This window comes from Streptomyces atriruber (assembly GCF_001418325.1).
In the GTDB taxonomy this organism is placed as follows: domain Bacteria; phylum Actinomycetota; class Actinomycetes; order Streptomycetales; family Streptomycetaceae; genus Streptomyces; species Streptomyces atriruber.
On sequence record NZ_LIPN01000210.1, the window covers coordinates 1 to 1,020 of the forward strand.

The 1,020-nt window shown below is 70.6% G+C and carries 1 protein-coding gene; it reads right to left on the bottom strand.

Going from position 1 to position 1,020, the window contains the following annotated elements; all coding sequences use genetic code 11:
* Window positions 1–237: 237 nt before the first annotated feature.
* Window positions 238–1,020: hypothetical protein (locus tag AOK03_RS22210; protein ID WP_055567077.1), on the bottom strand; the 783-nt coding region annotated here is incomplete at its 5' end.

Genomic DNA, 1,020 nt, shown 5'->3' on the forward strand with positions numbered 1-1,020 from the left:
GGGGTAGCCGTAGCCGGGCTGGGGAGCCTGCGGCGGCTGGCCGTAGGGGCCGGGCTGCTGCGGCTGCTGGCCGTACGGCCCGGGCTGCTGCCCGCCGTACGGGCCCGGCTGGTTGTAGCTCATGGGGGTTCCCCTCCGAAACGCTTAAGTGTTGCCGACATCCTGACGCAGTAGGGCCCGGCCGGATGACCGGGCCCTACCACGTGGAGGCCGACGGGCCGGACGGCCCGTCGGACGTCAGATCTTGACGCGGACTTCCCCGCGGAACTTGGCGGTGGTGCTCGCCGCCTCGTCCAGGTCGGCGGGCGTCCCGGCCAGCGCGCTGGCGACGTCCGTGGTGACGACGTAGCCGAGGGTGCTGTGGTCGCCCCAGATGCAGGTCGCCGCGGACATCTTGCTCGACCCGGAGGAACCGGTCGTGGAGCCGGAGGTGCCCGCTCCCGCGCCCAGGTCGACCTTCATCTCCTGGCACTTCAGGACGGCACCGTCGAGCCCTGCGGGCTTGTACTCCTTCGGCTCCCCGACGAGCGTGACGCTCTCGCCGTTGGCGCCGCCCGCCTCGTTCTTCTTCTTGGCGTTCGTGAACATGTGGTCCACGACGCCCTCCGGGTCCTCGATGTCCCCGTAGACACCGCCGAAGGTCAGCACCTTCTGCGCCATCGGGTTGTCCTTGCTGCCCGACTGGTACTGCGCCTGCACGTCCTTCGGGTTCTTCACCCCGGCCGCCTCGGCCTTGTCGAGGTCGACGCTGTTCAGACCGCTGGAGCGCGACTCGTCCTTCTTGTAGTCGTTCATCACGAGCGACGGCGTCGTCAGCTTGTGCGGGCCGTCGTCCTTGATGCCGGAGTCGTCGCCCCCGCCGCCCGCCACGTTCGAGGAGCCGCCGTTCTTGCCGCCCTTTTCGTCGTCGCCCGCGAAGACGAAGTAGCCGCCGACCGCGGCGGCGGCGACCACGGCGACGGCGGCGATGATGAGGCCGGTCTTCTTGCCGTTGCCGCCGGGGGGCGGGGGCGGGACCTG